Source organism: Streptococcus oralis, assembly GCF_015561235.1.
In the GTDB taxonomy this organism is placed as follows: domain Bacteria; phylum Bacillota; class Bacilli; order Lactobacillales; family Streptococcaceae; genus Streptococcus; species Streptococcus oralis_BK.
In genome coordinates this window covers 1,263,387-1,286,069 of the sequence record NZ_JADMTC010000001.1, presented here as the reverse complement: position 1 = coordinate 1,286,069, position 22,683 = coordinate 1,263,387, and the positions used below count along the sequence as shown (strand labels likewise).

Genomic DNA, 22,683 nt, shown 5'->3' with positions numbered 1-22,683 from the left:
AAGAGATTTAGTCGATAAAATCACTTGATATCAGATTGAGTTTATCTGTTAATTCGGAATCAGCGTTTGGGTATAAATGACTATAAATGCTAAGTGTAGTTTTGACATCAGAATGACCTAATCGTCTTTGAATATATAGAGCATTTACATTATATTCATTAATAAGTAATGACGCATGGGAGTGTCTTAAACCTTTTGGTTGAATGTATTTAACTCCTGCACGTTTAGAATATTTTAGAATCTGGTCTCTAATACTACGTTTACGATATGGATTTCCATCAAGTGATAGAACGAATGGTATCTTGTCAACTTTTGCTTGTCGTTCTTTCCATTCCTTAAGTACGTTTAGAGTATTATCATCAAGGCCAATGGTTCGTCTGGAACTTTCAGTTTTTAGTTTGTTACGTCGTACCCAATTCTCACGGTTGATGTACTGTAAGTTGTGATTGATTGCTAGAGTTTTCTTTTCAAAGTCTACATCTTCCCAATAAAGAGCAGTTGCTTCATTTACACGCATTCCCGTAAAATAATATAGCCAAAAAAGTGTATAAACAAAGTGCTCAAAATAACTCTTTTTATCAAGTGATTGTATTACTTTTTGGAACTCGTCTTTTGTCCAAAAATCTATATGTTTTTTTATGATTGGAATTGGACTGATATTACTTGTGGGAATCTCATGAAAAATCAACCCATATTTTTTTGCAGTTTTCAAAACTTGATTAAGCAATGTCATCTTGTTTCTTGCATATGAATTTGAATATCTCTCTAATAAACCGTTTCTATAATTAATCACATCATAAGTAGTAATTTCTCGAGGTTTTTTCTTACCAAAGTATTGAATAAATTCATCGAATATAACTTGACGCCTGTGTTCGAGATCCGGACTTGTTGTAGCGTAATAATTTGGCATAAAAACTTCTTCCATAAACTGCTTAAAAGTCCATTGAGTATGCTTAATACTTCCTTTTTGTTGTACCTTGTTCAATGCCCTTGTTCGTGCTTCAAAGGCTTCTTTTGCAGTTTGAAAGCCACGTCTGCGTTCTTGATATGGTTTACCAGTAGCTAGGTCAACTCCAGCTTTAAAATAATAAGTATATTTCCCAGTTTTATCATCTTTCGTAACACCGGTATATCTAGTTTTTGACATGGAGTTCCTCCAATCCAAGTATTTCTGCCACAACTGATACGGGAACAGTCCCAAGTCCTTTATTGTTATAGAAATCGAAACCACGCTCGACCATAATATGTTTTGCTTGTCGTAAAATATTATAAGCAGTCCATTTTGAAAAGCCTAAGTCCATAATTTCTTGTACTGTCATAGTTAATTTATCGTTCATAAGTCAATTTCTCCTTTACTAGTAAGCTCTAGGAATTCTCCTATTAATTGCTTTAGTTCATTATTTAATCGTGGGGTTTGTTCTTTAAGTGCATCTTGAAGTTCTAAAGAAAATGAGCTACTATCAAATGCTTTTAGGTGTTTTCTAAGTCTAGTCTTTTTTACTCTTATAGTGTTAGGTTTCAGATAGGGGAATAATTCGGGTAAGAGTGCTGGTTCATGGAGAAAGATATAAGCAAATGCTTTGCTATCATCTGGAACACTTGAAAGACTAAAAAAGCTAAAATTCTCCAATCGTTTAGAAATCTCTGAAATGGTTTCCTCGTTTATAGCCTTTGTTCGTAGTTGGAACTCTAACCGCCACCAAAAGGGTTTGCTTTCTATATCTAATTTATCAGCTCTTTTGTGACTTACTACCTCTATATTCTTATCGTACAAACGTACTTGAACGTTGCTACCACTTGCACCCCAGTATTTACTTTCTATATTTCCCCCTCTACCGTAGAATATTTTATGACTAACCCCTCCTTTGATATGTTGTAAAAAAACTATTTCTGGCCTATTAAAGATATCAAAAGCAAGGTCTAATCGTGACAGTCTAATTTCTAATCGATTTAATCGAGCGTAATTCATAATCTGCCTCCACACTTGTAACCCTTCAAATTCTTTTAGTGAGTTTGGGTTGAAGTCTAGGCGTATGACTTGATAACCACCATAATCCGATAGTTGAAAGAAAATTAGATTTATACTATCTTCGTTTATCGTTTTATAAAGAGTAAAATAGTCTTCTCTTAGATTTTCTTGAATACTAAATTCTTGAATTATATTATCGAGTGATTTTCGTAATTCACGAAATATTCGTCTAAGTGATTGGTTCTCACTATCAAAGATTACTGTTAATCTATCAATGCTGATATAAATAGATTTTTCTAGTTTTGATAAATCTACTTGACTTTGATATTCTCGTAGAGATTGAATGGTATTTTTCAATGTAACGCCTCCTTTCTATGCTTAAAATCTGCGTAATTCGTTGCTACTATTGATTTTTGCCGATGACTCGTTACTTAGGGCGTTGCCTTAAGTGTATCTGATTGCTGGCTGTTAGAAACGCCAGCTTTTATGTTAGAGATTGGGAGAACTTCGAGCTTCGGGCGCTCTGCCTTCGGCCCGCGCCCTTGCACTTGTCTCCCAATCTCTAATTTATTAGTTTTTAAACTAGCCAAAATACTTGTCTAGAAAACTCGAGAGCAGTTCAAGTGCTCGAAGTTCAATTTCTTCGTCTCGAATATCGTTAAATACATCATCATTTACTTGAATATATTCTTCTAAACTAGGCGAATAAAAAGAATGAGTATTGTTAATTTTGTTGTTTTTAAATGCCAATTGTGTTGATTTCATAATATCCTCAATCTAGCCATATCTCGCTTTTTATGGACTTTTTATTACCATTTTGGTATAATTGTATTGGTTTTAAACGAAAGCCTCATAACGCTTTGCAGAGCTTTCTGGGGTGTTTTTGCATACTCATAAAGTTAACTAGTATCACTTATTTTGTATGCTTTGTTTTTATATAACCATTTTGGTTATATAAGTATAATACAACCATTTTGGTTATAAGTCAATAGAAAAACGAAAGGAATTTTAAAATGTTAAAAGACAATATAAAAAAAGCCCGACTAGATGCAGGACTTACTCAATTAGAAGTTGCTGAAAGGTTAGGTGTAGCTCAAGCTCAATATGCTAGGTGGGAAAATGGAGGGAGAAATCCGAAAGATGAAACAGTAGAAAAATTAGCTGAAATCTTTGGTACGTCTCTTGAGATTTTAAAAGGACGTGATGACGGACTAGAAGAAATTGTTAGTTTATTGAGAGAATATGAATTGACAGAAGCAGATAAAAACAAAATTATTAAAACTTTAAAGGATTTATTACATAAATAAATCAAAATAATGTGGTAGTTGGAGAGCACAAAGTGAATAATATCCGGGAGTAAAAAAAGCAAGCTAAAGCATTTATTAAACGCTGGGAAAATAGAAACGAAAGGCAGGATAGTCAATCTTTTTGGTGGTTAAAGATTAACTATCTTTATGCTATTGATTAATATATTTGTCATAGTGCTCTTGGTACTGTGCTTTTATATTATGTTCTCCTAGAATTTCAAATACCTGAAGTGCTTGTTTCATCTTTTCGATTCCGTTCGCAGGATTGCACTTAAATTCAAAGTATGTCTTGCAAGTGAGCCGTTCTACAAGGAGGAATTCAAATGTCGCAGTCAGAGGAACGTTTTGTTCCCGACATTGTTTGGGAAGGATTAAAATCCTTACTTATTGAAGTTGATTTCGATCATATTTCTGTCAAAAAAATCTGCCAGATCAGTGGGATTCATCGAGCCACTTTTTATCGCTATTTCCCTGATGTTTTTGAATTGCTAAACTATGGCCTTAAATCAGAACTGACAACCGATTTAGACCGCATATTTCTATCTGATGGTAGTTTTGAGAGTTTCGAACTTTTTCTTTTTAAATTAGACACTCTCAAACAACACATTCGCCACCTAAAAGGGAGTAAATACTTTGAGTTGATACTTACGATTTTCTGGAATGTTATCCATAAACAAACTGTAAATAATTTTGACAAGGATGTATTGAGTAAAAATAAATATATTGTTCATTTTTATAGTACAGGAATGCTCGGACTGATAGAACTCTATTTTACAGATCATTCCATTAAATCTGATGAACTAGCTAAAGATATGACCACCTTATACCAGCAGGCAAGGCAAAACTTCAAGACCAATCTGCGACAAAATTGAATATTTGTCGCATGCTATTTCTTGAAAATGGTCCAATATTAGCGTAAACTTAGATTATACTAAAGAAAGAGGTGCAACCTTATGGAAAATCTAGTTGTTTCAATTTTTAAAACTGAAAGTCAAGCATATCAAGCTTTTGCTGAGTTAAAAGCCTTTAGACAAACTGAAAATACAAAAGTTGCTCAAATTGCTCTTGTTGAAAATCAAGGAGGTCGTATTGTTGAAAAAGAGCGTTTTGACTTTGATGATTCAACTACTGATGCAACACTGACAGGGGGTCTTATTGGTGGCTTTGTTGGACTTATTGCTGGTCCACTTGGTGCACTCTATGGTAGCGCAGCAGGCGGTCTTTATGGGTTAGTTGTTGGTGATACGGTTGATACAACCGAATCAGGATTGATTGATGTCGTGTCACGCAAGTTAGTGGCAGGTGAAACAGCAATTATCGCTCTTGTTCAAGAAACTAACGAAGAAGTCATTGATGGTTATTTCACTAAATATGACACTGAGATCGTTCGCTGGGATGTTGCAACTGTAACGGCTGAAGTCGAAGCTGCTCTCAAAGTCCAAGCTGATCTCTACAATCAAGCACGTGCACAAATGAAAGCAGAGCGCAAGGCCGAACGTCAAGCCAAAATTGAAGAATTCAAGTCCAATGTCAAAGCTAAATTTGATAAATTAAAATTTTAATGAACGCCTATCTCATGGAATTTAGGCTCTTTGTCAACAGTAGTGGGTGGCAAAGTTAAGCTCTAGCGAGAACAAATGATGTTCTCGCTTTTTTGCTGTTTAAAGCGAGATAAATGCGTTTTTTAAAGTTGTCAAAGCTCCTATAACCAAAAGCATTACGTTTAATATCTTTGATGAGTTTATTGGTTGCTTCAAGTTTGGCATTAGAATAGGGAAGCTTAATGGCATTAGTGATGTATTTCTGATAACGAATGAAGGTTGTTAGTGCTATTTTAAAAGGATGATTAGTAGAAAAATTATCATTATCTAAATAGAATCATATCATCTAGAAAATTTGATACTTGACTTTTGGTATAAATCATATTAAAAATAATTCCAAATTTGTTGGTAGCTTTTTGGTAGCTAAACAGACAAATTTTATAATGTTTATCAAAATGAACATAAAGAGAATGTTGATTTGTCAGCATTCTTTTTTATTTCAAATGTATTCTCGGAATTAGATACGGGGGGTTAAGTGCTGGCGTGGCTATTGCCACACCAGCCAGCAAGATCAGTCCACACCTGCGACTTCCGCTTCGCACGTCGCCTGCGTGGACTGTCTGCTGTTGGATAACTTTTTAATTTCCTCCAAGAAATCATATCCTTTTGGTACAAGGGGAGTATAAAACTCTGATATGACACTTGTTCCTACATCAACATAGCCACGACCTTTGATTCGCTTTAAGAAGAAATCCTTTTGTACGTCACTGCCAAACATCATGCCATAGCCCATTTCAGACATACGACCTAAAGCCACTCTGAAATTAAACTGATCACGGATTCCGTCGCCTAAATATTTTGCGTCTGGACGTTGACAAGCCAGTATTAGAAAGAAGCCAGCTTGACGACCTAACATGACAATCTGTTTCAGCTTATTCATAACTGCGGTGTTTTCTTTTGTTCCCAGCATTTCCATGAAAGCGACGTATTCATCAAAGATTAAGAAGTGTGCCGGGAGACCTAAGTAAGCATAATTTTTGCCAGTCTTATAGTTCTTCATCTGCTTCATTTCCTCACTACGTTTCATCATTTCTTCATAGAATGTTTCAATGCAAGAAAGCAAGTCTTCTTTTCTATAGTAGACATTTGCCATCACAGAACCTAAGTCCGCAAGGTCAGCATTTTTCGGGTCAAGAATATACAGTTTTGAATCTGTATGAAGCAAGGCTTCAATCAGTGTCAGTATAAAGTAAGTTTTACCGCCACCTGTACCACCAGCAATCAACATATGAGGGAGCTTATCATATTCCCACCATACGTTTTTCATTAAGCGAAGTTTACCATCTTTAGCTTCTACTTCATCAATAGAAATACGACTGGCTATGGTGTCATAGAGCAAAGTATATTCCACATAGGAATCCTTTAACTCTTTATCCGTCAGCTCACAGTACAAGCCACTCTCTAATTTCTTTTCCAAGTGTAAGAGTTGGTCTTGATATTTTCCCAGCGTGATTTCCACCCGTATCTGTATCAAGCCATTTTTAAGTCGATAATACATTTTAGGGAAGTAGGTTATCTTTTCCTTTGTACGACCAGCACTATCTTTAAAGAAACCCTCTGTTTTGACCTGTTCAGATTCATACCACTTGTTTTCAAGTATCATCTTTGCCAGTTTTTGACGGTGGTAAAGTTGTTTAACCGTATCATAGCGAACCCGTTTGAATACAAACGCTACCAGCAAGCAGATAAGAATTGCGACACTGAAACTGATAATTAAATAGGGAATGTCAATCTTATCTGCTTGTGATAGGTTAAAATCCTGCCAGTTGATCTGCTGGATTGTCTTCACATGAAACAGTCCGACAACCAGCAGGAAAACAGGCAGGAGTGACGCTATCGTAAAATGAAAGACTAAATCTTTACCAGATGGGCGAATCCTTTTACCACGCTGTTTCATGCGAAAAAGTCTCCTTTCTACCTAGCGACTATTTGTCTTGTGTCGGTTCTTTCTTTGCTTGTGGTTGAGCTTTGAATGAACTAGAATCCTTTGTCAGCACAATATCGTCTGCCTTGATATACCAGTCAACATCTGCTCCTTGATAGGTGGCAGTAGCAACGGTGTCCGCAATGGGATTGATAAGTTCCACCCGTGCGTTATAATCAAACTCTTTCAAAGGCACGCTGGCAGGAATACTTACTTGAATCATGCGTCCTTGTCCTTTGGATTTTAAGTCATAGGTACGTTCCTTGATTTCATCTGAAACCGACCCGTCTTCATTTTGGATTCTCACTTCACGACGTAGAGCAGAGAATTTCAATTCTCCAAAAGTCGTGTCTTTATCTAATACAATGCCATTTGCTAATCTCATCATTTTTCCTCTCTTTCTTTATTCTTTTATCATGTCGTCAGCATGTAAAAGGTAATTTGTAAAACCACGAGTGCCGATTTTGTAGCCCTCTGCGGTAATACGTGGATTGACTAACTTCACACGTTCCTCAAAGCCGAAATGTTTTTCGCCAGCTTCAGCAGGAAGCACCACCACAATATCATCTGCTCTTTGAACATCAGAATAGAGATTATAGCTTCTTGATAAGACAGTTAGCCGTCCGTTGATTCTTCGCTGAACGACTTTATCCTCGCCAGCAAATTCTAAATTGCCGAATGTTTTTTCCATGTTGGGAATCACAAATTTAAGTTCCATATTTTTACCTATCCTTTCTTTTTTATTGGCTGAATGAATGTTTGATGGTCTTAAAGAGTGGGGAACGACCTTTTGATTCTTGATTTTTTGTTTTCATAAGTTCACTTCCTTTCAAAATCGGGTAAAAAAATAGACACCTCATTTTTTGAAGTGTCTACCTATTAAATATTCAAATTTTATTGGAAGTATCTTTATATCTTCACTTTTCAAGGATAAATCGTCGTATCAAAGCTCATTCATAAGTAGTAAATTAGTAGTAAATTGAGTGGTTTTGACCTTGATAAAGTGTGATAAGTCCAGTTTTTATGCGGATAACTAGATTTTTATGCTATTTTTCATATAAAAAATAGTAAGCATAAGTCCAATGAAGGCTAAAGCAATAGCAACATAAAAAGCTACACTATAATTTCCATCATTAGCCATTGCCATTTGAACTGCGACTTTGGGAGCGAAAAATGCTGCTAAAGAATATCCAGTGAAGACGATACCGTAGTTGACTCCTTGATTTGCAGGACCGTAATTTTCCATGACGATAGATGGGAAGACCCCCATAACACCGCCAAAGCAGATACCAAGTCCAATAATTCCTAAGGTAAACCCGAGTTGACCAGGGACGATAGTTAGGGAGAATAAAGCTAGGACAATGACAGAATAAATAATCAATAAGGTCTTTGAACGACCGATTTTATCAGAAAGTGATCCCCAGATAAAACGACCACTAGAGTTTGCGATTGAATAAAGAGAGACATAGAGAGCTGCAGTACCAGTAGAGAGTCCAAACATTGATTGACCGATTGGTGATGCTTGAGAGGCAATCATCAAACCAGAAAAGGCGCCAACAAAGAACATGCTAATGATAATGTAAAACAGAGGACTTTGTAGCATTTGTTTCCAGTTTTTATTAGTAGGTCCTTGCTTAGTTTGTACTGGAGCTTTCCAGCCTGCTGGTTGGTAGCCGCTTGGAGCTGCCTTGATAAAGAAAATTGCACAGATGATAACAACAATATAGACTAGCCCAATTGTACGAAAAGCAAAGAAGGCATCTTGTTGTTGAATGAGATTGCTCGCGACTGGGGAAGCGATGACTGCGGCAAATCCCATGCCGCCTGTCAGAATTCCAGAGGCTAAGCCACGTTTATCAGGGAAGAGACGAAGTGAATTGGAGAGCGCACCCGAATAGGCAAAACCTTGACCAAGCCCGGCCATTAATCCATAGGTCAAATAAAGCATGGCTGGTGAATTGGCATAGCCGGTTAAGTAAAATCCGCTAGCAAATAGAAGAGCGCCGAGGGCGATGGTCCATTTTACATAACCTTTGTCAACTAAATAACCTCCGAGAATCATGGGGATAGGGCCGATTGCAGAGTTGATAGCAAATGCTAACATAATATCAGACATGGACCAGCCTGTTGAGCTGCTAAGTGGTCCGGCAAAAACAGAAAAGGAATAGACGGCACCTGTGCAAAGAAGAATGGCTGTAGACGCGACTAAAATCCTCCAACGATTGAATGTCTCTTTCATAAAAACATCCTCCTTAAATGTATATTTTTTCACCAAGACTATATCATAGTTAAGGAAGCTGGTCAATAGTTTAAGAAGATATTTTGTTAATTTTTTCACGAACTTGTACTAAAGTACGATAATCTGATAGAATAACACGGTCTTTATTATCAAGGATTTACAAGATTTTCTAAAGTAGTATAATGAAAGTAGATTAAATAAATGAAAGGGGTACCAAGATGAAACTAGTTGCTATCGTTGGAACCAATTCAGATCGCTCAACCAATCGGAAACTCTTGAAATTTATGCAAAAGCACTTTTCGGATAAAGCCGACATTGAGGTATTGGAAATCAAACAATTGCCAGCATTTAACGAACCTGAGGACAAGCAAGCGCCAGCTGAAGTTCAAGCTTTTTCAGAAAAAATTCTTGCCGCAGATGGTGTCATTATTTCAACACCTGAGTACGACCACACGATACCAGCACCTTTGGCCTCTGCTTTGGAGTGGATTGCTTATACCAGTCGTGCCTTAATCAATAAACCAACGATGATTGTTGGTGCTTCTCTCGGTTTGCTAGGAACATCTAGAGCGCAGGCACATTTACGTCAGATTTTAGATGCGCCGGAGCTTAAAGCGAGAGTTATGCCTGGTACGGAGTTCTTTCTAGGTCATTCTGAGCAAGTCCTAGATGATGAGTGTCATTTGAACAATCCTGAAAAGGTTGCAGAACTAGAAGAACATTTTTCAGAGTTTCAAAACTTTGTTGAATTAACAAAGGCTTTGGTCAAACCAGAAGATACAAATCGTAAGAAATCTTTCATTTGGGAAGAATGGTTGAAAGCATAAGTATTTCAAGAAAGGAGAACAATCCATGAAATTAGTAGCTATTGTTGGGACTAATGCAAAAAAATCCTATAATCGCAACCTCTTGCAATTTATGAAAAGACATTTTGCTCAGAAAGCGGATATTGAGATTTTAGAGATAACAGATGTACCAATGTTCAATGAAACAGATGATCAAACAGATACACCTATTATTCAGAAGTTTAATCAAGCTATTTCAGAAGCTGATGGTGTCATTATCTCGACACCCGAGCACAATCATACGATTCCATCAAGTTTGAATAGCTTGCTCGAGTGGTTGTCTTTTAACATTCATCCGCTAGACGGAAAGCCGACAATGATTGTCGGAGCTTCTTACGATATTCAAGGTTCTTCACGTGCCCAACTTCATCTTCGTCAGATTCTGGATGCTCCTGGGGTAAATGCAACAGCTATGCCAGGTAGTGAGTTTTTACTTGGTCGAGCGCATCGAGCGTTTGATGATAATGGAGATTTGATTGATGAGCGAACCGTTGATTTCCTAGATAGTTGTTTTTATCGCTTCCTTCGCTTTGTATCCGTCGCAAACCAACTAAATCTTCCTGAAGAAGTCCGCTTTGAACCGGGGACTTACCATGTTACAACTGAAGGCCATAATGGTAAATTACCGATGGATGTCACGGTTTCTGAGGACCGTATTGAAAAAATTGAAATCGATTCTTCTGGGGAATCTTCAGGAATCGCAGATGTCGTCTTTATCCGTATTCCAGCAGAAATCATTGAGGGACAGACCTTGAACGTCGATGCGGTGTCAGGAGCTTCTGTGACTTCAAATGGTGTTTTAGATGGAGTTGCGCGTGCAGTCAAACAAGCCAGTGCAAATCCAGATGTTTTACGGAAACGTTCCAAAGCTCCATCAGCCTTAGATAAAGAAGATAAGACCTATCAGGCAGACGTTGTCATCGTCGGAGGTGGAGGAGCTGGTTTAGCTGCGGCTGCAGCAGTCTTACAAGCGGGTAAGAAGCCAATTGTTGTTGAGAAATTTCCTGCAATTGGAGGAAATACTGTTCGTGCAGGTGGTCCAATGAATGCACCAGATCCAGCATGGCAAGGAACCTTCGCAGCTCATCCAGGTGAGGCACATACGCTTCAAGAATTGATTGCGACAGATGAATCAACGATTGATCCAGAATATCTAGAGGACTTTAGAGCCTTGAAAGTTGAGGTTGAACAGTATTTGCAGAACCCGAGCTATTTGTTCGATTCTACCTTGCTCTATCGTATCCAAACCTATATCGGTGGGAAACGAAAAGATTTACAAGGAAATGAAATCCATGGCCAATATGATTTAGTATCTGTCCTAACTGAGCGCGCTTTAGAGTCTGTTCGTTGGTTGGAAGACATCGGCGTTGAATTTGTTCGTAGCGAAGTGACAATGCCAGTTGGAGCCCTTTGGCGTCGTGGCCATAAGCCGGTTCAACCAATGGGGTATGCCTTTATATCCGTCCTACAAAAATATGTTCTAGAACATGGTGGCAAGATTTTGACAGATTCTCCAGTTAAAGAATTGCTTGTAAAAGACGGGGCTGTCAAGGGTGTCAGAGCAGAAGGTCGAAACGGTCAAACCATCATTGTCAATGCAGATGCCGTTGTTCTAGCTTCTGGAGGATTTGGTGCCAATACAAAGATGCTACAAAAATACAATACCTACTGGACTGAAATTGCAGATGATATTGCTACATCTAATACACCAGCTGTAACAGGAGATGGTATTCTTTTAGGGCAAAGTGTAGGTGCAGATTTAGTGGATATGGGCTTTAGTCAAATGATGCCAGTATCCGATCCAGTGACAGGAGCTCTTTTCTCAGGACTTCAAGTTCCTCCAGCAAACTTCATCATGGTAAATACTGAAGGTAAGCGCTTTGTAGATGAGTACGGTAGCCGAGACAAGCTATCTCAAGCGGCGATTGATAATGGAGGCTTGTTCTATCTAATCGCAGATGAACGTATCAAGGAAACTGCCTACAATACTAGCCAAGAAAAAATCGATGCCCAAGTCAAAGCAGGTACTCTCTATCGTGCAGATACGATAGAAGAGTTGGCGGTTCAGATTGGTGTAAATCCACAAGTTCTAGTGGAAACGATTAAGAATTACAATTCCTATGTAGATGCAGGTTTTGATCCTGAATTTAATAAAGGTAGTTTTGATCTCAAGTGTGAGGTTGCGCCATTTTACGCAACACCAAGAAAACCAGCCGTTCACCATACAATGGGTGGACTCAAGATTGATACTTTAACACACGTTTTGAATGAAAACGGTCAGATTATCCCTGGTTTGTATGCTGCCGGAGAAGTCGCAGGTGGACTCCATGCAGGTAACCGTCTAGGAGGAAATTCGCTTACGGATATCTTTACTTTTGGACGTATTGCAGGTCAAACAGCTGTTAAAGAAAATTGTTAGTGATTGATTTAAAAATTAAGGGAATTTTAAGTCTCCTTGTGTATTATATAATCATTAAATAAAGACCTCCTAATACTCTTCGAAAATCTCATCAACCTTCGTTAGAGTCGACTTAGCTAACTATAGTTATGCTTGCGTCTATCTGCCTAGTCTGATTTCGATTTTCATTGAGTACCCTTTATTTAATGAAATCCTAAACTTTTCTTTTTCATAATAATCTCCCTTAACTCCACCGGAACTGGTGGAGTTTTTTGGCTCTATTTCAGGCTTTTTGGGACTATTCTAAAAATAATTTTCCGATATTTTCCGGTATTTTTCGGATTTTGGTCGGGGAATTGGCGGGGACTTTTTGAGGTTGTGGCGGGGACTTTTTAGCGAATATGACTAAGAAATAGGTCTGTTGTCGCTTCGGCTAATTCGTCCTCAACTTGGTTATAACGATCCGTCATATAAACCTTTGTATGGCCTAGCGCCTGACTTAATTGTTCAAGTGGGATTCCTGCAATAATGCTCTGAGTCGTGAAGAAGTGGCGCATCATGTGAGGGGTTACATGTAGACCTGTTGCTTCATTCACTAGATTGAAGTTTCTATTTAGCTGGTTTGGATTGATGAGCCCACCTTTTTCGTTCAGGGTGATATAATCTTTTTGTTGCTCCTTGATAATCCCTAACTTTCGCTTAATCTTAGAAGCTTCAGCTATCAGATAATAGATAAGGTCTGTTCCGATGTCATCAAGGCAGACATATCGCTCTGAATCCTTCGTTTTAAGCCCTCCTTTCCCTTCCAATGTCTGGTTGCTTCGGCTATCTCTAAGATGCAGTATAGCCCGTCCACTGTCGTTCTGAGTGACATCTATTGGGCGCAATCCAAAGACTTCTCCTCTTCTCAATCCAAAAATGGTCAGATAGGTTAGAGCGTAGAATTGTTTTGACATGATTTCTTCTGCCTTTGCCATCCAAGTCTTGAATTCCTTGAGAGTCAATTTCTTGTTAGCTGCAGGAATATCACTCTGTCCGATAAAAACACCTTTCAAGCGATTTGAGAGCAGATTTCCATTTTTTACTGCATCATTCAACAATGCCATGAAACTGGAATTGAGGGTTTGAACAGTGTATCGGGTATGGTTCTGCAACTTGTCAGCGATAAAGAGTTCATAATCATTTCTGTCCAGGTTTTTAAGCAGAACAGAACCAAACTTGGGTTTAATATGGTTTTTATAGAGGTTGTCATTGAGGTAGTAGGAAGTGTCATTCCAGCGCCCTGTTGACAATCTCTTTTCAGAATAGATATCCCAATACTTATCAAGTGTTAGATTCGTATTGATACCTAACTCCTGATCGTGGATTTGTTGCTCAATCTCTGCCAAGGCTGCACGAGCTTGTGGAAGGGTTGTGAGACCACTTTTAGTAATCTCTTTCTTTTTACCATGAAAATAGAAAGAGCGTCTGATGTAATAACGTTTGCCTTTTGCAGTTTCATAGTAATAGATATTTGGGTATTTTGTTTTATTATATTTCATTGTATTCTCCTTGTTTATCAGCTTCTGGACAAGGTCTAAACATTGAGAATATTGACATCACCCCTTTCATGGTGTAAAATAGGGTATAGAAAAGAGGCCTTTTTAATGGCTGATTTTTTATAATGGTTAGCTTCACAATCAAACTTTGGCGAGGGCGATTGTGGGGCTTTTTTTATTCATTTAATTTTTCAATAGCTTTCAGGGCCTGTTCTTCAGTAAACTGAGCATCTTTATCTGTCAAACTTTTAAGTATTTCTGGGTCAGTCTTACCTTCACTTCTTTCTTCTTTTGCAATATCGAGCGCTTCATTAACCCAAACATCACCAACATTCTCAACAGCATATTGAGCAGCTTTCTTTGAATATTTGTGACTCGCACTTTCTGTTAAATACCAAAGAAGTGTTTTTTCAGAAAATGATGCTTTACTTTCGACAAGTTCTTGAGCTGTTTTAAGTGCACTTGCTTTTTCTTCGTCTGCTTTGCTTGACGTTTGTTTTGTAAGAGCATTTGAACCACCGATAGCTAAGATAGCTACCAATATCCAAAACCAAACTTTTTTATAAAAAGGTTTAGAATCTTTTTCTTTTTTCATAACATCTCCTTAAATTATATTTGCTAAATTATAATATTCCTCTTTTACCATGATTTCATTCGTCATAGTTTTTAGATCATAGTAGGACATGAATTTGAGGTAATCAAACTCTTTGGGGTCGTCTAAGCTTTCTAGTGCGTCTTTTACGAGATGATGGATCATATTCCTATCAGCTTCGTTTTCACAGCGCAGGCGAGCGTTCTGGTACTCTGAGCGTGTATGGTCCTTGTGTCCTAGTTCATGAAGTAGGACCTTAACCCTCTCTTTTTTACTAAGTTTACTCGACAGGAAAGCTGTATTGGTTTCTTTTTCGTAAAATCCAAATTCATCAGGCATCAAATCTCCATCAAAATCGATAATACGAATCTGAAAATGACTTATAATTTCTTTTTCAGTCACTAAGCAATACCTCTAATCACCAGCTTCTTTTAGATAACCTTCAATGATAGACTGGATGATTTTTTTCTTTTCATCTGTTAATTCTCGACCGCCAAACATCATGACATTCGATGCCATTTCTTCAACATTTAGAACTTTCCCTTGCCATGTATACTCCTTGGCATCATCTGCAAGATTAGGATTTTCAGTACGACCTAATAAGTAGTCTGTACTAACACCAAAATAATCGGCTATTTCTTGTAGTCTGTCAGATTTTGGATTACCTTTTTTTAGACTATAAAGATAATTTGTACTATATCCTAACTTTTCTTCTAAAATATTTAAAGAAATTTTCTGTTTATCAGCCAATTCTTTAATTCTGTCGAATGCTAAGAACATTGATATTTCAACCTTTCTAAGCATTACGAAAAAATATTTTAAAATTAGTTATAAAAACTATTGACAAATTCTAAAACTAGTTTTAAAATAGTATTCGTAAGCTAAAGAGTTAGCGAACAAGATAACTAAAAATTAAAGCCTTACAAAACTGATTGGCGTCCGTTTTATATAGGTAAAACTTACTTTTAGTAGGTCTTTTCTCTATGTCTATATTCTAAAACTAGTTTTAGAATTTGTCAAGCAGTTCGCTAACTTTTTAGATAATTTTTTAAAAAGGAGGTCAGGGATGAGCCAACAACATCAAAAATGGATTCAGTTAGTTAAGGCTAAACTGAATTCAGAAGGAATGACACAAACACACCTTGCCCGTGCTTGTGGAGTGAAGAAACCTACCATTTCAGAATTATTGAAATATGGTAAAGGTAGCGATAAATTAAAAAACCGAGTTTGTGATGTTTTAGGAATTGACGAAACTTGGGTTGATTTAGGAGAGTAGGAATATGAACGAAATTTTTAACTTCCACGGACAGGAAGTCCGTACTTTGACAATTGATGACGAGCCTTGGTTCGTTGGGAAAGATGTTGCAGATATTTTGGGGTATGCTAAACCTCTGGATGCAATTTCTCGGCACGTTGATGAAGATGACTCCGTGAAATACGGACTCACCGACAATTTAGGTCGAACACAAAATACTATCATCATCAACGAATCTGGTCTCTATTCTCTCATTCTTTCAAGTAAACTTCCACAAGCAAAAGAGTTTAAGCGTTGGGTTACATCAGAGGTTTTGCCAGCTATTCGAAAACAAGGCGGATTTATCCGAGAGGACTTGGATGAGGATGCTTTCATCGCTCTATTTACTGGCCAAAAGAAATTGCGTGAGCAACAGGCGACCATGCTTGAAGATATCGACTATCTCAAGAGTGAACAACCGATTCATCCAAGCTATGCTCAATCACTACTGAAGAAGCGTAAGGCTCGTGTGGTAGCTTGCTTGGGCGGAATTGATAGTCCAGCTTATGCTGATAAAATCTTCGCTCAATCAGTATTCAGACAAGCTGAGATTGATTTCAAGGACCACTTCAACATTAGTCGCTATGACTTGCTACCAAAGAAATTTGCAGAAGCAGCATTGAAATATTGGATGACTTGGGAGCCAAGCACCAATACCAAGATGAAAATCATGAAATTGAACTCATTTGACGAAGGGTAGGAGGGGAAGAAGATGGACAATGTTCTACTTTCACTGTCTGAATGGATTAAGTCCATTATTAAGGACACAATCACAAGGCTAGTCGAGATAGAAAAAGATAGTGATCACTATCCAGAGTTGATGGATGTGAACACTACCTGTGATTTTCTAGGAATTAAGTATGCCACATTTTCAGATAATTATCGTTACTTAAAGGGATTTCCAAAGGAATTACCTGGTAAGAAATGGTCAAAAAGAGCCATCAAAGAATGGCTCTCTAATCAAATATAATAACTTTACTAAAAGGCTTCTGGACAAGGTCTTAGCAAAATTATTTGACTATATTATAGCACAAAAAGAGGATAAAAAACATGAACAATTTACAAATTATCGCAGTATGCACAGTAGTTTCAGTGGTCTTTATTGAATCGCTGATTATGAATATCAAGCTTAAAATGGCCATGAGACCAAAGAAGAAGATTCAATTTCAAGCGCCACAAGTTGAAAAAGGCTTTATCGATTTTAAAACTGGTCGACGTGTTGACATTGATCCCGTGACACGAAAAGAAACATTTGTGGATTAAAACGGAGGGCATCGATGGTAGTTAAAAATAAGCGATACTACTGGATTCAACTAGCTCAAGATTTTTTCAAATCTAAAGAAATGAAATTGCTTCGGAAGATTGCTGGTGGCGATACACATACTATCATCTATCTCAAAATGATGTTGATTAGTTTAGAGGATGGTGGGCACATCTACTACGATGGACTTGCTGATAATCTTGCTGAAGAAATTGCTCTTGTCATTGATGAGAATGTTGAAGATATTAAAATCACTTTGATTTTCTTGGAGAGCAAGGGCTTGCTGACTAGAAAAAATGACAGAGATTATTTCTTAGAACAAGTTCCTGAGATGGTTGGTAGTGAGACAGCAAGCACTCGCAGAAGTCGCAAGCATAGAGAGTTGAGGGAGTTGCATTGCAACACCATTGCAACAACTTGCAACGGAGATAAAGATATAGAGAAAGATATAGATACAGAGATAGAGAAAGATATAGATGAAAATCCAGTCGCACTCATCGTCGAAGAATATCAATCTCGTATCGCTCCGTTAGATGGAACTCAATTTGAACTCTTGAAAGAGTTCATCACATTAGATGGCATGGAAGCGAAAGTTGTCCTGAAAGCAATTGGTCTTGCCGCTGATAATGGTAAAAGAAATTTTAGTTATATCAGAGCGATTTTAACCAATTGGAAGAACGATGGAGTTTTGACGATTGCAGCAGTCGAGGAACGTGAACGAGCGTATAAAGAAAGCAAAATCAGCAAACGCCCAGGTAATCAGAAATCAAATGTTCCTGAATGGTCACAGCCTAATTACGTTAATAATACCAGTGATGAGACCAAGAAGGAGCTTGAAGAGCGTAAACGTGAACTACTTGAAAGGCTTGAAAATGGAGGTGGCTGATGTTTATCTTAAAACATGGGACAAGAGAAGATAAACCGTTCTTGATGTCTGTGGCTATTAGTGTGACTGGAATTGATGTCTCGTATTCGGACGAGCGAAAAGCTATGCGGTTTATTTCTCGTGCAGTTGCGTTGCAGGTAGGCAAGGCATTGAGAGGTTCTTTTGGGAATTTCTATCCAGTTGAGGTGAAGGGATGATTGGAGGTATTGATCATAAGGAAAATGACAGTCTGGGCACTCTTTGATAGTGGGAATGGTTCTTACTTCAAGGGTGCTAACTCTCTGAATAGTTCGGGGGGGGCGAATATTGAAATCTATTCAATCGGAATGGATATAGAAAACAAGAACAATCATTTTATAAATCTGGACCTTGCTGATTACAAACGTTTATTTGGAGATAACACGCTCTTTGACGTGTTAGACAAATTACCAAAACCTGACCTTGTAATAGCTAGTCCACCATGCGAATCATGGTCAAATGCTTCTGCCATGGAAAATGGGAATGCGTGTTGGAAACGCAATGATGTGTCTGATAGCTTGTTTGCTCCACAAGTAAGACCTTCACCGTTCACGATCAGGGCAAATAAGGATTACGAGTCAGCATATATAAATTATCAGTACGACAGGCAATTTTTAAAAAGGGTCAATGGCGAGCTAACAGCTTTCAACACAATAGAAATCATAAAAAGATATAGACCACAATTTTGGGTTATTGAGAATCCAGCAGCTGACAGACTGTGGCCCTACATTGAGGATGTTATTGGATTCAGAATTCCATACAAAAACCTAGCTAGATACAATAATTATGATTATCCTTTACAAAAGCGGACGATTTTTGGAAGCAATGTTGAACTTAATCTTAAGAATAAAATTATCAAGCAGGACATAGAGTGGAAGAACTTCTCAAAATCATACAACGAGAGATCTAATATACCTGAAAAATTGGTGTCAGAAATTTTCGAAAAAATCTACAAGGAGTTTTGCAAAGATGATTGAGCTCTACTTCATTTACAACGGTCACCGCAAGATACTCATTGGGAGTTTCGGCCACATACATAGTGCAATCAATGAACTAAAGAAACATCAAGCTAGTTACTCAGCAATCAGCCATCCACGATTTCGGAAAAGCATGAGTGGTGAGAACATCAGGATTGACTACGGAGTAGCTGATTGCTACTACTTGATTACGAAGAAAACGGAGGAAAAATAAGATGAATACAAAAATGAATTTAGAAGAAAAGGTTCAACAGTGGTTTGTTGATAGAAATCTACATAAAGCAAATCCTGTCAAACAATTCTTGAAATTGATGGAAGAGTCGGGTGAATTGTTTGAGGGTATTGCCAAGGATAAATCTGAATTGATTTATGATGCTCTTGGTGATATTCAGGTAGTTTTGATTGGGCCTGATCAACAAATCAAGAACGGTGCTCAGATTTCAGCCAATCAACAGGAACTTGAATTGCTGCTGATGGTTTCAAGTTTGGGCAATATCGCTCAGAAACTATACGCTCATGTCTGCCACAATGAGACACAGATTCCTTTAATTAAGGCAGACCTGATGTTTCTTGATAGCGTGATTAGTACGGTTTCATTTTGCAATGGAACTACAGCTGAAAGTTGTTTAGAAGAAGCTTATGAAGTCATCAAGGACCGCAAAGGTAAGATGATTGACGGGGTGTTTGTCAAAGAGGAGGATTTGCCAAATGATACCAAGATTTAGAGGTCGTTCCGTTGAAGCTTTTAGCGAAGAAGAGTGGAAGTATGGGTACTTGATTGAAGATGAAGGGTATTCATTTATTATCAATCAAGTTATTGAAGCTAACGAACAGTATATTACTATTGGTTCTTGGTGTCCAGTAAATCCTGACACGCTAGGCCAATCAACAGGACTTTTTGACAAGGAAGGTACAGAAGTTTTTGAAGGTGATATCTTACATCATCAGATACAAACAGAATATACCTTTATTGTCAAGTATGACAAAGACAAAGGTCGCTGGTACGGTGATGGTCTAAGTCGCACCTATCGGATTGATATCGCAAAGAGATTCCTACCGTATTACAAAGTCATTGGAAACATCTACGAAAATCCAGAATTTTTGGAGGTCAAGGAGTGAGATATTTTAAAATTCTATGTGTTATTTTACTCGTGTCCTTCCTCGTAGCATGTCACCAGATTTCGAATGGGACGGTGGTAGATAAGTACATTGATGAACCTCATACAACGTTCATACCTGTTAATACAGGAAAAAGTTCGGTACTTGTGCCAACAAGAACCAAAAGAAGATATATTCTGGTCGTTTCTGGACATGCAGGAAATAAGCACGTTGAAGAAACATTTGAAGTGACAGCCGAGGAATACAAATACTATAAAATTGGCAATACTTTTACACAAAATGCCGTTTTAGAAAATGAAGAAGGAGATAGGAAATGATCAATAATGTTGTGTTAGTAGGTCGCTTGACTCGAGATCCTGAGTTACGATACACGCCATCAAATGTGGCTGTTGCGACTTTCAGTTTGGCAGTGAATCGCAATTTTAAGAATCAGGCAGGTGATCGTGAAGCTGATTTTATCAGTTGCATTATGTGGCGCCAACAGGCTGAAAATTTCGCAAACTGGTGCAAAAAAGGGAATCTGGTAGGAATCACAGGCCGCATCCAGACTCGTAGCTATGATAATCAGCAAGGACAACGTGTCTATGTGACGGAAGTTGTAGCTGAAAGCTTTCAAACACTTGAAAAGAAGGATAATTCTGCGAATCAGTCAAGCATGGAAAACCAGATGCCACCAAGTTTTGGAGCAAGTGATCCGATGGATATTCCAGATGATGGATTGCCATTTTAGGGAGGTGTGAAGGATGAATAGATTAAAACAATTAAGAAAAGAAAAAGGGTTGACTCAGCAGGAATTATCTGAAGCAATAGCTGCACCAACTCGGTGTATTCAACGTTGGGAAAATGGAGAAAGCCAAATCAAAACGAATAGAGCAGATGAGTTAGCAGATTATTTTGGAGTAAGCGTAGGATACTTGCTTGGTTATGAACCTGAAAGTGAACAAGTTAGCAATTATCAAAAAATAAAAATTCACTTCACTAATGGTGAAGAACTTAGTTTTCTAGTAAGAAACTTTACAGAAAAAGAACTTACGAAGATTACTAGTCAGTTCAACAATGGAAATTTGATGAGGATTAGAAATTTGTCTGTCAACCCTAAGAATATCAATTATTTTTATGTTGATGATTTTAAAGAAAGCGAGGAGTTTGAGAATGAACATTCAGGGACTAATTGAACGATATGAAAAATTTAAAACTAGCAAGAAAAAAATGACCTCGGTTGATTTAGTTTTGAAAGACTTACGGTCTTTGGACGAACCAGAACCATTGCCGTTCAAGTTAAAAGATGTCGTTCGTCGAATCAGAGGGTTTGATCCGACGACACAGACTAGATGGCTTAATGATATCCTTAAAGAATTAGGGGACGACTACGGTTTGATGAAATATCGTAGTGGTTACGAACAAGGTAAACTTGAAGGAGAATGGGTTGGAAATCAATTGAAAGATGCTGATAAGATTCGGCAAGAATTGAATAAAGTGCTTCTCCCTAATTTTATGGATAACTGGATTTTCGAATGCCAACTTTTAAAAAATTTTAGTTTGCGTGATGCACTAGATAGTAACAACATCCATCTCTACGCTAAAAAAAGCGAATTCGTGAAGAAATGGCTTAATGACAAAAACAACCAAGAACTTTTCGCTCGAGCGTGGTTGACTGACTATGAGGCCGAGAAAGAGCCAAAATACAAAGTCAAGTTAAAAAATACAGATGATTATCTAAATCAAACAGAAACTGGATTCCATTTTTTTAACAATTGGAAAAATAACGAAAAATTTACACGAAAGGAACTAGAATATTATGGTTTTGGTGAAGTGTTTAATAGTCCACTATTTGAAGTGGAGGAGGTTGAGTGATGGAATCATTTGCACACTATTTTAACAAGCACATTGCTAAAAAAATCGAATTAGATGATATTACAATCATTGATTATCATAGTCCAGAATATAATCTAATGTATAATCTAAGATATATTTTCGATAAGAAAAATTCATCTCTAGCCATCACAGGTGATTTCGGTGAGTTGGTTGCAGTAAATTTTAATAATATGGGTAGTTGGGAAGATTTCTATAAGGATTTCACAAACAACGCTGGATATTTTATTGAAAAAATCAAAGCATCTAGTCGACATCTTTTTGTTTATGATGAAGATGAAGCTAAAAAAATTATTCTTGAGTATTTCTTTGATAATAAGCGATATGAAGACTTAGACGAAAATGATCGATATTATTTTGATGAACTATTTGAATATTTCGATGATCGGCATGGATTCAAACACATTACTGATACTGTTCGAGAATTCCTGAGTGAACAAGATTCAGAATACTATGAGACTCTTGAATTCGCTGGTAAAAAAGTGTCTGAAATAGTATTTCTATATTTGGATGCTTATAAAAGAGCGTATGAATCAATAAAAAATGAGGAGGTTGAGTGATGTCTCTAAATAAAACACGAAAACGATTGATTAGGAAGTATCGTAAACTGTTTAACAGTTACCCCATAGGTATTAAAATCAGTACAGATGGAGGGAATACTTTTTCCGCTATGGGGAGAGTTTTCGAAACTTTTATTCCAGATGCTAGTGTTGTAAAATCTGGGAATATTAATGCAAGTAAATTACAATCTGGTGAGATTTCTTTTAGAAACTTTGAAATAACTATTAGTCAAGGGTTCACTAAAGAAGAATTCAATAAATTAAATGGTGGTGTTTTGTGATG

The 22,683-nt window shown here is 37.4% G+C and carries 33 protein-coding genes and 1 pseudogene; 21 read left to right on the top strand and 13 right to left on the bottom strand.

The genetic code is table 11. From position 1 onward, the window contains the following. Positions 1-7: 7 nt before the first annotated feature. The 4 genes from I2H52_RS06545 to I2H52_RS06530 all read right to left on the bottom strand — a co-directional run bounded on the left by I2H52_RS06545 (position 8) and on the right by I2H52_RS06530 (position 2,734). A complete protein-coding gene (locus I2H52_RS06545; protein WP_195594810.1) occupies positions 8-1,147 on the bottom strand; it encodes a tyrosine-type recombinase/integrase in 1,140 nt (379 codons plus the stop codon). After that, on the bottom strand, positions 1,134-1,337 hold the full coding sequence (locus I2H52_RS06540) for a DUF3173 family protein (RefSeq protein WP_000998327.1): 204 nt from the start codon (positions 1,335-1,337) through the stop codon (positions 1,134-1,136). The genes I2H52_RS06545 and I2H52_RS06540 overlap by 14 nt, the downstream gene beginning before the upstream one ends. After that, a complete protein-coding gene (locus tag I2H52_RS06535; RefSeq protein WP_195594809.1) occupies positions 1,334-2,326 on the bottom strand; it encodes a replication initiation protein in 993 nt (330 codons plus the stop codon). The genes I2H52_RS06540 and I2H52_RS06535 overlap by 4 nt, the downstream gene beginning before the upstream one ends. A 225-nt stretch (positions 2,327-2,551) precedes the next feature. Next, the gene (locus tag I2H52_RS06530) at positions 2,552-2,734 is read right to left on the bottom strand and encodes a hypothetical protein (protein WP_195594808.1); all 183 of its coding nucleotides are present in this window, start codon (positions 2,732-2,734) and stop codon (positions 2,552-2,554) included. A 248-nt stretch (positions 2,735-2,982) separates the two neighbouring features. Here I2H52_RS06530 and I2H52_RS06525 point away from each other — a divergent pair, with 248 nt between their 5' ends. The 3 genes from I2H52_RS06525 (at position 2,983) to I2H52_RS06515 (ending at position 4,838) form a co-directional block, all read left to right on the top strand. Beyond that, positions 2,983-3,276, top strand: a complete 294-nt coding sequence (locus I2H52_RS06525) for a helix-turn-helix transcriptional regulator (protein ID WP_195594807.1) — start codon at positions 2,983-2,985, stop codon at positions 3,274-3,276. 323 nt (positions 3,277-3,599) lie between these two features. Continuing rightward, positions 3,600-4,148: a TetR/AcrR family transcriptional regulator gene (locus tag I2H52_RS06520; RefSeq protein WP_195594806.1), complete on the top strand. Its 549-nt coding sequence runs from the start codon at positions 3,600-3,602 to the stop codon at positions 4,146-4,148. Positions 4,149-4,229: 81 nt separating this feature from the next. After that, the gene (locus tag I2H52_RS06515; RefSeq protein ID WP_195594805.1) at positions 4,230-4,838 is read left to right on the top strand and encodes a DUF1269 domain-containing protein; all 609 of its coding nucleotides are present in this window, start codon (positions 4,230-4,232) and stop codon (positions 4,836-4,838) included. A gap of 55 nt (positions 4,839-4,893) precedes the next feature. Here the strand turns inward: I2H52_RS06515 and I2H52_RS06510 are convergent. The 5 genes and pseudogenes from I2H52_RS06510 to I2H52_RS06490 form a co-directional block, all read right to left on the bottom strand. After that, positions 4,894-5,124, bottom strand: a pseudogene (locus I2H52_RS06510) (transposase); the annotation flags it as partial. 264 nt (positions 5,125-5,388) lie between these two features. Continuing rightward, complete coding sequence (locus I2H52_RS06505; protein WP_000813488.1) at positions 5,389-6,774, bottom strand: FtsK/SpoIIIE domain-containing protein; 1,386 nt, start codon at positions 6,772-6,774, stop codon at positions 5,389-5,391. A gap of 28 nt (positions 6,775-6,802) precedes the next feature. Continuing rightward, on the bottom strand, positions 6,803-7,189 hold the full coding sequence (locus tag I2H52_RS06500) for a YdcP family protein (RefSeq protein ID WP_000985015.1): 387 nt from the start codon (positions 7,187-7,189) through the stop codon (positions 6,803-6,805). Between the two features lie 15 nt (positions 7,190-7,204). After that, entirely contained in the window at positions 7,205-7,519 is a 315-nt protein-coding gene (locus I2H52_RS06495; protein WP_000420682.1) for a YdcP family protein, read from the bottom strand. 315 nt (positions 7,520-7,834) lie between these two features. After that, the gene (locus tag I2H52_RS06490) at positions 7,835-9,040 is read right to left on the bottom strand and encodes an OFA family MFS transporter (RefSeq protein ID WP_195594804.1); all 1,206 of its coding nucleotides are present in this window, start codon (positions 9,038-9,040) and stop codon (positions 7,835-7,837) included. Positions 9,041-9,258: 218 nt separating this feature from the next. On the opposite strand from I2H52_RS06490, the gene I2H52_RS06485 reads away from it, so the two are divergent. Together I2H52_RS06485 and I2H52_RS06480 are read left to right on the top strand one after the other, a co-directional pair. Then, positions 9,259-9,867 (top strand): NADPH-dependent FMN reductase, encoded by a 609-nt coding sequence (locus I2H52_RS06485; RefSeq protein ID WP_007520775.1) that lies wholly within the window; start codon positions 9,259-9,261, stop codon positions 9,865-9,867. Positions 9,868-9,892: 25 nt separating this feature from the next. Continuing rightward, positions 9,893-12,304, top strand: a complete 2,412-nt coding sequence (locus I2H52_RS06480) for a flavocytochrome c (protein ID WP_195594803.1) — start codon at positions 9,893-9,895, stop codon at positions 12,302-12,304. 371 nt (positions 12,305-12,675) lie between these two features. On the opposite strand, the gene I2H52_RS06475 is transcribed toward I2H52_RS06480, so the two are convergent. The 4 genes from I2H52_RS06475 to I2H52_RS06460 form a co-directional block, all read right to left on the bottom strand. Then, entirely contained in the window at positions 12,676-13,824 is a 1,149-nt protein-coding gene (locus I2H52_RS06475) for a tyrosine-type recombinase/integrase (protein WP_195594801.1), read from the bottom strand. Positions 13,825-13,996: 172 nt separating this feature from the next. Further along, on the bottom strand, positions 13,997-14,416 hold the full coding sequence (locus I2H52_RS06470; RefSeq protein WP_195594800.1) for an Ltp family lipoprotein: 420 nt from the start codon (positions 14,414-14,416) through the stop codon (positions 13,997-13,999). 9 nt (positions 14,417-14,425) lie between these two features. Further along, positions 14,426-14,815 carry an ImmA/IrrE family metallo-endopeptidase gene (locus I2H52_RS06465; RefSeq protein WP_195594799.1) on the bottom strand — a complete coding sequence of 130 codons (390 nt, stop codon included), beginning with the start codon at positions 14,813-14,815 and terminating at the stop codon, positions 14,426-14,428. Positions 14,816-14,827: 12 nt separating this feature from the next. Continuing rightward, on the bottom strand, positions 14,828-15,193 hold the full coding sequence (locus I2H52_RS06460) for a helix-turn-helix domain-containing protein (protein ID WP_195594798.1): 366 nt from the start codon (positions 15,191-15,193) through the stop codon (positions 14,828-14,830). A 286-nt stretch (positions 15,194-15,479) separates the two neighbouring features. On the opposite strand from I2H52_RS06460, the gene I2H52_RS06455 reads away from it, so the two are divergent. The 16 genes from I2H52_RS06455 to I2H52_RS06380 all read left to right on the top strand — a co-directional run bounded on the left by I2H52_RS06455 (position 15,480) and on the right by I2H52_RS06380 (position 22,681). Beyond that, positions 15,480-15,689, top strand: coding sequence for a helix-turn-helix domain-containing protein (locus I2H52_RS06455; RefSeq protein ID WP_195594797.1), 210 nt, complete (start codon positions 15,480-15,482; stop codon positions 15,687-15,689). 4 nt (positions 15,690-15,693) lie between these two features. Then, positions 15,694-16,407, top strand: a complete 714-nt coding sequence (locus tag I2H52_RS06450; protein WP_195594796.1) for an ORF6C domain-containing protein — start codon at positions 15,694-15,696, stop codon at positions 16,405-16,407. Positions 16,408-16,419: 12 nt separating this feature from the next. Then, positions 16,420-16,677 (top strand): hypothetical protein, encoded by a 258-nt coding sequence (locus I2H52_RS06445; protein WP_000370958.1) that lies wholly within the window; start codon positions 16,420-16,422, stop codon positions 16,675-16,677. Positions 16,678-16,757: 80 nt separating this feature from the next. Continuing rightward, the gene (locus tag I2H52_RS06440; protein WP_084953662.1) at positions 16,758-16,970 is read left to right on the top strand and encodes a hypothetical protein; all 213 of its coding nucleotides are present in this window, start codon (positions 16,758-16,760) and stop codon (positions 16,968-16,970) included. A gap of 14 nt (positions 16,971-16,984) precedes the next feature. After that, positions 16,985-17,854: a phage replisome organizer N-terminal domain-containing protein gene (locus I2H52_RS06435; RefSeq protein WP_195594795.1), complete on the top strand. Its 870-nt coding sequence runs from the start codon at positions 16,985-16,987 to the stop codon at positions 17,852-17,854. Next, positions 17,854-18,051, top strand: coding sequence for a hypothetical protein (locus I2H52_RS06430; protein ID WP_075229572.1), 198 nt, complete (start codon positions 17,854-17,856; stop codon positions 18,049-18,051). The genes I2H52_RS06435 and I2H52_RS06430 overlap by 1 nt, the downstream gene beginning before the upstream one ends. 24 nt (positions 18,052-18,075) lie before the next feature. Further along, the gene (locus I2H52_RS06425) at positions 18,076-18,849 is read left to right on the top strand and encodes a DNA methyltransferase (protein ID WP_195594914.1); all 774 of its coding nucleotides are present in this window, start codon (positions 18,076-18,078) and stop codon (positions 18,847-18,849) included. Continuing rightward, complete coding sequence (locus I2H52_RS06420) at positions 18,842-19,063, top strand: hypothetical protein (protein WP_195594793.1); 222 nt, start codon at positions 18,842-18,844, stop codon at positions 19,061-19,063. The genes I2H52_RS06425 and I2H52_RS06420 overlap by 8 nt, the downstream gene beginning before the upstream one ends. A 1-nt stretch (position 19,064) precedes the next feature. Beyond that, on the top strand, positions 19,065-19,574 hold the full coding sequence (locus I2H52_RS06415) for a MazG-like family protein (RefSeq protein WP_195594791.1): 510 nt from the start codon (positions 19,065-19,067) through the stop codon (positions 19,572-19,574). After that, positions 19,558-19,968: a YopX family protein gene (locus tag I2H52_RS06410; protein WP_195594789.1), complete on the top strand. Its 411-nt coding sequence runs from the start codon at positions 19,558-19,560 to the stop codon at positions 19,966-19,968. The genes I2H52_RS06415 and I2H52_RS06410 overlap by 17 nt, the downstream gene beginning before the upstream one ends. Continuing rightward, positions 19,965-20,285: a 3-dehydroquinate synthase gene (locus I2H52_RS06405; RefSeq protein WP_195594787.1), complete on the top strand. Its 321-nt coding sequence runs from the start codon at positions 19,965-19,967 to the stop codon at positions 20,283-20,285. The genes I2H52_RS06410 and I2H52_RS06405 overlap by 4 nt, the downstream gene beginning before the upstream one ends. Then, positions 20,282-20,698, top strand: a complete 417-nt coding sequence (gene ssb, locus I2H52_RS06400) for a single-stranded DNA-binding protein (protein WP_033687671.1) — start codon at positions 20,282-20,284, stop codon at positions 20,696-20,698. The genes I2H52_RS06405 and ssb overlap by 4 nt, the downstream gene beginning before the upstream one ends. A 13-nt stretch (positions 20,699-20,711) precedes the next feature. After that, positions 20,712-21,143 (top strand): helix-turn-helix domain-containing protein, encoded by a 432-nt coding sequence (locus I2H52_RS06395; RefSeq protein ID WP_195594785.1) that lies wholly within the window; start codon positions 20,712-20,714, stop codon positions 21,141-21,143. Further along, positions 21,121-21,822: a DUF1642 domain-containing protein gene (locus tag I2H52_RS06390; protein WP_195594783.1), complete on the top strand. Its 702-nt coding sequence runs from the start codon at positions 21,121-21,123 to the stop codon at positions 21,820-21,822. The genes I2H52_RS06395 and I2H52_RS06390 overlap by 23 nt, the downstream gene beginning before the upstream one ends. Further along, on the top strand, positions 21,822-22,400 hold the full coding sequence (locus tag I2H52_RS06385) for a hypothetical protein (RefSeq protein ID WP_195594781.1): 579 nt from the start codon (positions 21,822-21,824) through the stop codon (positions 22,398-22,400). Before I2H52_RS06390 ends, I2H52_RS06385 begins: the two co-directional genes overlap by 1 nt. Continuing rightward, on the top strand, positions 22,400-22,681 hold the full coding sequence (locus I2H52_RS06380) for a hypothetical protein (protein WP_195594779.1): 282 nt from the start codon (positions 22,400-22,402) through the stop codon (positions 22,679-22,681). Before I2H52_RS06385 ends, I2H52_RS06380 begins: the two co-directional genes overlap by 1 nt. Positions 22,682-22,683: the final 2 nt, after the last annotated feature.

Excerpts from the sequence above, each read along its gene's own strand:
- I2H52_RS06545 (WP_195594810.1), bottom strand. The coding sequence starts at position 1,147 with ATGTCAAAAACTAGATATACCGGTGTTACGAAAGATGATAAAACTGGG.
- I2H52_RS06415 (WP_195594791.1), top strand. The coding sequence starts at position 19,065 with ATGAATACAAAAATGAATTTAGAAGAAAAGGTTCAACAGTGGTTTGTT.
- I2H52_RS06420 (WP_195594793.1), top strand. The coding sequence starts at position 18,842 with ATGATTGAGCTCTACTTCATTTACAACGGTCACCGCAAGATACTCATT.
- I2H52_RS06440 (WP_084953662.1), top strand. The coding sequence starts at position 16,758 with ATGAACAATTTACAAATTATCGCAGTATGCACAGTAGTTTCAGTGGTC.
- I2H52_RS06515 (WP_195594805.1), top strand. The coding sequence starts at position 4,230 with ATGGAAAATCTAGTTGTTTCAATTTTTAAAACTGAAAGTCAAGCATAT.
- I2H52_RS06390 (WP_195594783.1), top strand. The coding sequence starts at position 21,121 with ATGAACATTCAGGGACTAATTGAACGATATGAAAAATTTAAAACTAGC.
- I2H52_RS06430 (WP_075229572.1), top strand. The coding sequence starts at position 17,854 with ATGTTTATCTTAAAACATGGGACAAGAGAAGATAAACCGTTCTTGATG.
- I2H52_RS06520 (WP_195594806.1), top strand. The coding sequence starts at position 3,600 with ATGTCGCAGTCAGAGGAACGTTTTGTTCCCGACATTGTTTGGGAAGGA.
- I2H52_RS06455 (WP_195594797.1), top strand. The coding sequence starts at position 15,480 with ATGAGCCAACAACATCAAAAATGGATTCAGTTAGTTAAGGCTAAACTG.
- I2H52_RS06525 (WP_195594807.1), top strand. The coding sequence starts at position 2,983 with ATGTTAAAAGACAATATAAAAAAAGCCCGACTAGATGCAGGACTTACT.
- I2H52_RS06410 (WP_195594789.1), top strand. The coding sequence starts at position 19,558 with ATGATACCAAGATTTAGAGGTCGTTCCGTTGAAGCTTTTAGCGAAGAA.
- I2H52_RS06505 (WP_000813488.1), bottom strand. The coding sequence starts at position 6,774 with ATGAAACAGCGTGGTAAAAGGATTCGCCCATCTGGTAAAGATTTAGTC.
- I2H52_RS06500 (WP_000985015.1), bottom strand. The coding sequence starts at position 7,189 with ATGATGAGATTAGCAAATGGCATTGTATTAGATAAAGACACGACTTTT.
- I2H52_RS06540 (WP_000998327.1), bottom strand. The coding sequence starts at position 1,337 with ATGAACGATAAATTAACTATGACAGTACAAGAAATTATGGACTTAGGC.
- I2H52_RS06450 (WP_195594796.1), top strand. The coding sequence starts at position 15,694 with ATGAACGAAATTTTTAACTTCCACGGACAGGAAGTCCGTACTTTGACA.
- I2H52_RS06485 (WP_007520775.1), top strand. The coding sequence starts at position 9,259 with ATGAAACTAGTTGCTATCGTTGGAACCAATTCAGATCGCTCAACCAAT.
- I2H52_RS06445 (WP_000370958.1), top strand. The coding sequence starts at position 16,420 with ATGGACAATGTTCTACTTTCACTGTCTGAATGGATTAAGTCCATTATT.
- I2H52_RS06385 (WP_195594781.1), top strand. The coding sequence starts at position 21,822 with ATGGAATCATTTGCACACTATTTTAACAAGCACATTGCTAAAAAAATC.
- I2H52_RS06495 (WP_000420682.1), bottom strand. The coding sequence starts at position 7,519 with ATGGAACTTAAATTTGTGATTCCCAACATGGAAAAAACATTCGGCAAT.
- I2H52_RS06395 (WP_195594785.1), top strand. The coding sequence starts at position 20,712 with ATGAATAGATTAAAACAATTAAGAAAAGAAAAAGGGTTGACTCAGCAG.
- I2H52_RS06530 (WP_195594808.1), bottom strand. The coding sequence starts at position 2,734 with ATGAAATCAACACAATTGGCATTTAAAAACAACAAAATTAACAATACT.
- I2H52_RS06425 (WP_195594914.1), top strand. The coding sequence starts at position 18,076 with ATGACAGTCTGGGCACTCTTTGATAGTGGGAATGGTTCTTACTTCAAG.
- I2H52_RS06490 (WP_195594804.1), bottom strand. The coding sequence starts at position 9,040 with ATGAAAGAGACATTCAATCGTTGGAGGATTTTAGTCGCGTCTACAGCC.
- I2H52_RS06470 (WP_195594800.1), bottom strand. The coding sequence starts at position 14,416 with ATGAAAAAAGAAAAAGATTCTAAACCTTTTTATAAAAAAGTTTGGTTT.
- I2H52_RS06480 (WP_195594803.1), top strand. The coding sequence starts at position 9,893 with ATGAAATTAGTAGCTATTGTTGGGACTAATGCAAAAAAATCCTATAAT.
- ssb (WP_033687671.1), top strand. The coding sequence starts at position 20,282 with ATGATCAATAATGTTGTGTTAGTAGGTCGCTTGACTCGAGATCCTGAG.
- I2H52_RS06475 (WP_195594801.1), bottom strand. The coding sequence starts at position 13,824 with ATGAAATATAATAAAACAAAATACCCAAATATCTATTACTATGAAACT.
- I2H52_RS06460 (WP_195594798.1), bottom strand. The coding sequence starts at position 15,193 with ATGTTCTTAGCATTCGACAGAATTAAAGAATTGGCTGATAAACAGAAA.
- I2H52_RS06435 (WP_195594795.1), top strand. The coding sequence starts at position 16,985 with ATGGTAGTTAAAAATAAGCGATACTACTGGATTCAACTAGCTCAAGAT.
- I2H52_RS06380 (WP_195594779.1), top strand. The coding sequence starts at position 22,400 with ATGTCTCTAAATAAAACACGAAAACGATTGATTAGGAAGTATCGTAAA.